The organism is Sphaerotilus sp., assembly GCF_013299175.1.
GTDB lineage: Bacteria > Pseudomonadota > Gammaproteobacteria > Burkholderiales > Burkholderiaceae_C > Sphaerotilus.
This window is the reverse complement of the sequence record NZ_JAAFKF010000006.1, coordinates 57743-64768: the sequence shown is the minus strand read 5'-3', so window position 1 is coordinate 64768 and position 7026 is coordinate 57743. Positions and strand designations below refer to the sequence as shown.

The 7026-nt window shown below is 67.0% G+C and carries 8 protein-coding genes; all 8 read left to right on the top strand.

Annotation, left to right across the window (positions count from 1 at the left end; all coding sequences use genetic code 11):
* The first annotated feature begins 220 nt into the window (after positions 1–220).
* Entirely contained in the window at positions 221–1291 is a 1071-nt protein-coding gene (locus tag QZW52_RS02290; RefSeq protein ID WP_293994756.1) for an RNA-guided endonuclease InsQ/TnpB family protein, read from the top strand.
* Positions 1292–1520: 229 nt separating this feature from the next.
* Positions 1521–1799, top strand: coding sequence for a BolA family protein (locus tag QZW52_RS02285; protein WP_293994754.1), 279 nt, complete (start codon positions 1521–1523; stop codon positions 1797–1799).
* 111 nt (positions 1800–1910) lie between these two features.
* Positions 1911–3182: a UDP-N-acetylglucosamine 1-carboxyvinyltransferase gene (gene murA, locus QZW52_RS02280; protein ID WP_293994752.1), complete on the top strand. Its 1272-nt coding sequence runs from the start codon at positions 1911–1913 to the stop codon at positions 3180–3182.
* Between the two features lie 23 nt (positions 3183–3205).
* Positions 3206–3847 (top strand): ATP phosphoribosyltransferase, encoded by a 642-nt coding sequence (gene hisG, locus QZW52_RS02275; protein WP_293994764.1) that lies wholly within the window; start codon positions 3206–3208, stop codon positions 3845–3847.
* 30 nt (positions 3848–3877) lie between these two features.
* Positions 3878–5197 (top strand): histidinol dehydrogenase, encoded by a 1320-nt coding sequence (gene hisD / locus QZW52_RS02270; protein ID WP_293994750.1) that lies wholly within the window; start codon positions 3878–3880, stop codon positions 5195–5197.
* Positions 5198–5266: 69 nt separating this feature from the next.
* On the top strand, positions 5267–5506 hold the full coding sequence (locus QZW52_RS02265) for a CopG family transcriptional regulator (protein ID WP_293994747.1): 240 nt from the start codon (positions 5267–5269) through the stop codon (positions 5504–5506).
* A 34-nt stretch (positions 5507–5540) separates the two neighbouring features.
* On the top strand, positions 5541–5933 hold the full coding sequence (locus QZW52_RS02260) for a PIN domain-containing protein (RefSeq protein ID WP_293994744.1): 393 nt from the start codon (positions 5541–5543) through the stop codon (positions 5931–5933).
* Positions 5930–7015 (top strand): histidinol-phosphate transaminase, encoded by a 1086-nt coding sequence (gene hisC / locus QZW52_RS02255; RefSeq protein WP_293994742.1) that lies wholly within the window; start codon positions 5930–5932, stop codon positions 7013–7015. The genes QZW52_RS02260 and hisC overlap by 4 nt, the downstream gene beginning before the upstream one ends.
* Positions 7016–7026: the final 11 nt, after the last annotated feature.

Sequence of the window (7026 nt, the reverse complement as noted above, 5' to 3'; positions counted from 1 at the left end):
CCTTCCTGCGCGGTCGAACGCAGCAGCCAGCCGACCCGCACCGCCACGATGGTGCGCAGCCGGGCATTCGCGGCCAGGCTGCCGTCCATCAGGCTGGCGATGGCGTAGGTGCCAGTCGGTGTGACCCGGACGAAGCGACAAGCCCCGGGGTTCAGCCCGGGGTCGAGCGTTCAAGCCGGAACGGCTTGTCAAGCGACATGTATGGAAATACAGTTGTCGGATGGAAGCCGTGAAGACCCTCAAGCTGCGCATCAAGGACAAGCACGCGGGCGTGCTGTCCTTGATGGCGCGCGAGGTCAATCAGGTGTGGAACTACTGTAACGAGACCAGTTCGCGGGCGATCCGCGAGCGCGGAAAGTGGCTGAGCGGGTTCGACCTGCAGAAGCTCACGGCCGGGTACTCGAAGTGCGAGGGCGTGCGGATCGGTAGCGCCACGGTGCAACTGGTGTGCGAGGAATACGCCACCCGGCGCAAGCAGTTCAAGAAAGCCCGGCTCAATTGGCGCGTGTCGAACGCGAAGTCAGCGAAGTATTCGCTCGGCTGGGTGCCGTTCAAGGCGGGCGGCGCGAAGTACAAGGCCGGGCAGATCGCTTTTCTCGGGCACAGGTTCAGTCTGTGGGACAGCTACGGGCTGAGCCGGTTCGATCTGCGCGCCGGCTCGTTCTCGCAGGACGCGCGCGGCCGGTGGTACCTGAACGTGTGCGTCAAGGTGGACGTGCTGAAGTCGGCTGGCACTGGGCTGATCGGTATCGACCTCGGCCTGAAGACTGCAGCGACGTGCTCGGACGGCGAAGAGCTGGCGTCCGGCCTGTACCGCAAGCATGAGGGCGCGCTGGGGATCGCCCAGCGCGCCAGGAAGAAGGACCGGGTGCGCGCGATCCACGCGAAGATCGCCAACACGCGCAAGGACGCGATGCACAAGTTCAGCACCGGGCTGGTCGAGCGCAACGCGGCGATCTTCGTCGGGAACGTGCAGGCCGGCGCGATGGTGAAGACTCGGATGGCGAAATCCACGCTGGACGCCGGGTGGTCAATGCTGAAGACGATGCTGGAATACAAGAGCCATCAGGCCGGCATCGTGTTCGAGGAGGTGAATGAAGCCTACACAACCCAGACCTGCTCGCGCTGCGGGGGCATACCCGCCAGCAGTCCGAAAGGCAGGACAGGTCTGCGAATGAGGCGATGGACATGCTGCGATTGCGGCGCGGAACACCACCGCGACGTGAACGCCGCCAGGAACATCGCCGCGCGCGGACATGCGCGTCTCGCAGGAGGAATCCCCGTCCTTTAGGGCGGGGAGGATGTCAACATCAACTCGATCAGTGTGAAGCCCGCCCGCTGTCGTGGGGCGCGGAGGGCAGGCAGCAGTTGCACGGTAAGCCTCGGCAAGACAATGTTCACCGCCTGACTGTGCCAAGGGCGTCCCCTGTACCGAGCCGGGATAAACCGCCCGATTCCGACGCTTTCCCGGCGATGCACGGTGGGGTGTCCTGTGCCGTGCCGCTACAATGTCACGCACCATGGCCGATCCCACCCCCACCAAAGTCCGCGATTTCATCGCCGCCGGCCTGTCCTGCGAGCACCTCGAAGTCGAAGGCGACGGCCGCCATTTCTTCGCCACCATCGTTTGCAGCGCCTTCACCGGCAAGCTGCGCGTGGCCCGTCACCAGATGGTCTACGCGGCCCTCGGCGAACGCATGCGCGAAGAGATCCACGCCCTGTCGATGAAGACGCTCACCCCGACCGAATGGACGGCGCAGGCTGCACAAGCCACCCCGGCCACCCCCTCCCACCATTGACCACCCCGCGCGCGGCCCAGGCTGCGGCGCGGGCGTGTGCATGCCCCTGCGGTGTGCGACAGGCCCGCCCGACCCCCGGCCCGGACCTCGCGCCCGCACAGGCACACACCGATGGACAAGCTCCTCATTCGCGGCGGCCGCACCCTCCAGGGTGAAGTCACGATCTCCGGCGCCAAGAACGCCGCCCTGCCGGAGCTGTGCGCGACGCTGCTGACGGCCGAGCCGGTGACGCTGGCCAACGTGCCGGTGCTCAAGGACGTGGCGACCACGCTCAAGGTGCTCGCTCAGCTCGGCGCCACCTCCACCCGCACGGCCGAGCAGCCGGACGTGGTGACGGTCGATGCCTCGAACATCACCTCGACCGAGGCGACCTACGACCTCGTGAAGACGATGCGCGCCTCGATCCTCGTGCTCGGCCCGCTGCTGGCGCGGTTTGGCGTGGCGCGGGTGTCGCTGCCGGGCGGTTGCGCGATCGGCTCGCGGCCGGTGGACCAGCACATCAAGGGCCTGCGGGCGATGGGCGCCGAGATCCGTGTCGAACATGGCTACATCCACGCCACCGCCACGCCGCGTCTCAAGGGCGCCCGCATCACCACCGACATGGTCACCGTCACCGGCACCGAGAACCTGCTGATGGCTGCGACGCTGGCCGACGGCGAGACGGTGCTGGAAAACGCCGCGCAGGAGCCGGAGATCACCGACCTCGTGGACCTGCTCGTCTCGATGGGCGCGCAGATCGACGGCCGCGGCACCAGCCGCCTGCGCATCACCGGCGTCGAGCGGCTGCATGCCCCGAAGGTGCCGCACCAGATCATCCCCGACCGCATCGAGGCCGGCACCTTCCTGTGCGCCGTCGCCGCAGCGGGCGGCGACGTGACGCTGCGCCGCGCCGATGCGAGCCACCTGGACGCCGTGATCACCAAGCTGCGCGAAGCCGGTGTCACCGTCGAGGCGGGCGCTGACTCGATCCGCGTGCAGATGAGTACACGCCCCAAGGCCGTGAGCTTCCGCACCAGCGAGCACCCGCTGTTCCCGACCGACATGCAGGCGCAGTTCATGGCCGTGAACTGCATCGCCGAGGGCGTGGCGCGCGTGACCGAGACGATCTTCGAGAACCGCTTCATGCACGTCAACGAGCTGGTCCGGCTGGGCGCGCACATCGCCGTGGACGGCCACACGGCGCTGGTCGAAGGCATCCCGCGCCTGTCGGGCGCGACCGTCATGGCCACTGACCTGCGCGCCTCGGCGTCGCTGGTGATCGCCGGGCTGGTCGCCGACGGCGTGACCACCGTGGACCGCATCTACCACCTCGACCGCGGCTACGACGCCATGGAAGTGAAGTTGCGCGGCATCGGCGCCGACATCGAAAGGGTTCCGGCATGAGCACGAACGCGCCCACGAACGGGATGATCACGCTGGCCCTGTCCAAGGGCCGGATCTTCGAGGACACGCTGCCGCTGCTGAAGGCGGCCGGGATCGAGGTGCTCGAAGACCCCGAGAAGTCCCGCAAGCTGATCCTGCCGACGAACCGGCCGGATGTGCAGATCGTGCTGGTGCGGGCCACCGACGTGCCGACCTACGTGCAGTACGGCGGCGCGGACCTGGGCGTGGCGGGCAAGGACATCCTGATCGAGCACGGCGGCCAGGGCTTGTACCAGCCGCTGGACCTGAACATCGCCAAGTGCCGCATGAGCGTGGCGGTGCGCGAGGGCTTCGACTACGCGGCGGCCGTGAAGCAGGGTTCGCGTATCCGCGTGGCGACCAAGTTCACGACCATCGCCCGCCAGCACTTCGCCGACAAGGGCGTCCATGTGGACCTGATCAAGCTCTATGGCTCGATGGAACTCGCGCCGTTGACGGGCCTCGCCGATGCCATCGTCGATCTGGTGTCCACCGGCAAGACGCTGGTGGCGAACCACCTGGTCGAAGTCGAGCCGTTCATGCAGATCTCGTCGCGGCTCATCGTCAACCAGGCCGCGCTCAAGCTCAAGCGCGACCAGATCCGCCCGCTGATCGACGCCTTTGCTTCTGCCATTCCCAAAGATTGACCCACTGAACCCGCTGAAGAAAGACCCGCCATGTCCCCCGTCGCCATCCGCCACCTGAACACCGCCGCCCCGGACTTCGAAGCCGAGTTCCAGCGTGTGCTGCATTGGTCGGCGGAGACGGACCATGCGATCGAGGAGCGGGTGGCAGTCATCCTGAAGGATGTGCAGCAGCGCGGCGACGCGGCGGTGATCGAGTACACCAACCGCTTCGACGGCATGCAGGCCGAGTCGATGACCGCGCTGGAGCTGACCCGCGAGGAGCTGAACGCCGCGTTCGAAGCGATCACGCCCGCGCAGCGCAGCGCCCTCGAAGCGGCGGCCCGGCGTGTGCGCAGCTACCACGAGCGGCAGTTGCAGGCGTGCGGCCTGAGCTGGCAGTACCGCGACGAGGACGGCACGCTGCTCGGCCAGAAGGTCACGCCGCTGGACCGCGTCGGCATCTACGTGCCCGGCGGCAAGGCGGCGTACCCGTCGTCGGTGCTGATGAACGCGATCCCGGCGCATGTCGCCGGTGTCGGCGAGATCATCATGGTCGTGCCGACGCCGAAGGGCGAGAAGAACGCGCTGGTGCTAGCCGCTGCGCATGTCGCGGGCGTGGGCCGGGTGTTCACGATCGGTGGGGCGCAGGCGGTCGGCGCACTGGCTTACGGAACGGCGACCGTGCCGCGCGTGGACAAGGTCACCGGCCCAGGCAACGCCTACGTGGCGAGCGCCAAGCGGCGGGTCTTCGGGCAGGTGGGCATCGACATGATCGCCGGCCCGTCGGAAATCCTCGTGTTGGCCGATGGCACGACACCGCCCGACTGGGTGGCGATGGACCTGTTCTCGCAGGCCGAACACGACGAGATGGCGCAGTCGATCCTGCTGTGCCCGGACGCGGACTACATCGCCCAGGTCCAGGCCGCGATCGACCGCCTGATCGACGGCATGCCGCGCCGCGACGTGATCCGAGCGTCGCTGGAAGGCCGCGGCGCGCTGATCCTGACCCGCGACATGGACGAGGCCTGCGCGATCAGCAACCGCATCGCCCCGGAGCACCTCGAAGTCAGCTCATCCGATCCGCACCGCTGGGAGCCGCTGCTCAGGCACGCCGGGGCGATCTTCCTGGGCGCGTACACGAGCGAATCGCTGGGCGACTACTGCGCCGGGCCGAACCATGTGCTGCCGACCTCGGGCACTGCGCGTTTTTCGTCGCCGTTGGGGGTGTACGACTTCCAGAAGCGCAGCAGCCTGATCGAGGTGAGCGAGCAGGGGGCGCAGACGCTGGGCGTGATCGCGGCCGAGCTGGCCTATGGCGAAGGCTTGCAGGCGCATGCGCAGGCCGCCGAGTTCCGCCTCAGGAAGGGTTGAGATGTTGTTGACACGAAGTTCGTGTTGCACGAATATCTTGCAACACTGTATTCGTGCAACGGAACGATGATGAAAAACGTCACCATCACCATGGAAGACCATGTCGCTGATTGGGCGCGCATGGAAGCCGCGCGGCGCAACACCAGCGTTTCGCGCTTGCTGGGTGAGTTGCTGGCCGAGAAGATGCACCATGACGACGCCTATGAACGGGCGATGCGCGAGGCGCTGGCGTTCAAGCCGATTCCCTTTGAACGCCCGTACTTGACGCGGGACGAGGTCTATGCCGAGCGACTCGACCGTTTTCGTTGACACCAATGTCCTGCTGTATGCGCAGGATCCCCGCGTGCCAGACAAGAAGGCGCGCGCAGCCGCGTGGGTGGCGCATTGCTGGCGCCAAGGCTGTGGACGCCTGAGCACGCAGGTGCTCAACGAGTTGTACGTCAACCTGCGCCGGACTGCGCCGCAACTGGATCTGGCCGAAGGGCGTGCGCTGGTGCGCTGCTACCGTGCCTGGCAGCCGTGGGTGGTGGATGGTTCGACTGTCGATCTCGCCTGGGAACTGCAGGACCGTTTTGCGCTGAGTTACTGGGACGCGCTGATGGTGGCGGCTGCGCAGCAGCAGGGCTGCCGCTTCTTGCTCACCGAAGACCTGCAGCATGGCCAGCAGATGGATCGTCTGCAGATTCTCAATCCTTTTCTCGTCGGAACCGAGGTTCTTGACGCGCCCTCGCCATGACCCGACTTCCCGAACGCCTCACTTCCACACTGCGCCAGGATGTCCAGGGCATGCACGCCTACGCCGTCCAGCCCAGCGCCGGCTTCATCAAGCTCGACGCGATGGAGAACCCCTTCCTGCTCCCGCCCGCGCTGCAAGCCGAACTGGGCCAGCGCCTCGGCGCGGTGGCGATCAACCGCTATCCCGGCGGGCGCATCGACGACCTGAAGACCGCACTTGCCGCCCACATCGCGATGCCCGAAGGCTGCGCACTGATGCTGGGCAACGGCTCGGACGAACTGATCTCGCTGCTGGCGCTGGCCTGCGACGTGCCGGGTGCGACGATCCTGGCGCCGGTGCCGGGCTTCGTGATGTACGCGATGTCGGCGCAGTTGCAGGGGCTGCACTTCGTCGGCGTGCCGTTGACGGCGGATTTCGAGCTGGACGAGGCCGCGATGCTGGCCGCCATCGAAGAACACCGTCCGGCCATCACCTACATCGCCTACCCGAACAACCCGACCGCCAACCTGTTCGACAACGCCGTGATCGAGAAGATCGTCGCCGCCGTCGGCGCGCAGAGCGGCTTGGTCGTGTTCGACGAGGCGTACCAGCCGTTCTCGTCGCGCACCTGGCTGCCGCGGGCGGGCGAGCATGACCATGTTCTGGTGATGCGCACCCTGAGCAAGTTCGGCTTGGCGGGCATCCGGCTGGGCTACATGGTCGGCCCGGCCACGCTGATCGCCGAGATCGACAAGGTGCGCCCGCCGTACAACGTCAGCGTGCTGAACGCCGAGGCCGCGCTGTTCGCCCTCGAACACGCCGATGAGTACGACCGACAGGCCGCGGTGCTGCGCAGCGAGCGCGAGCGGCTGCAGGCGGCGTTGAGCGACATCCCCGGCGTGCAGGCGTGGCCGAGCGAGGCGAACATGATCCTGGTCCGCGTGGCCGATTCGAAGGACGCCTTCGAGAGCATGAAACAGCGCGGCGTGCTGATCAAGCATGTCGCGGCGCTGCACCCTTTGCTGGCCAACTGCCTGCGCCTGACGGTCGGCACCCCCGAAGAAAATACCCGCATGATCGACGCGCTGCGAGCGTCGGTCTGAAGATGAGCACC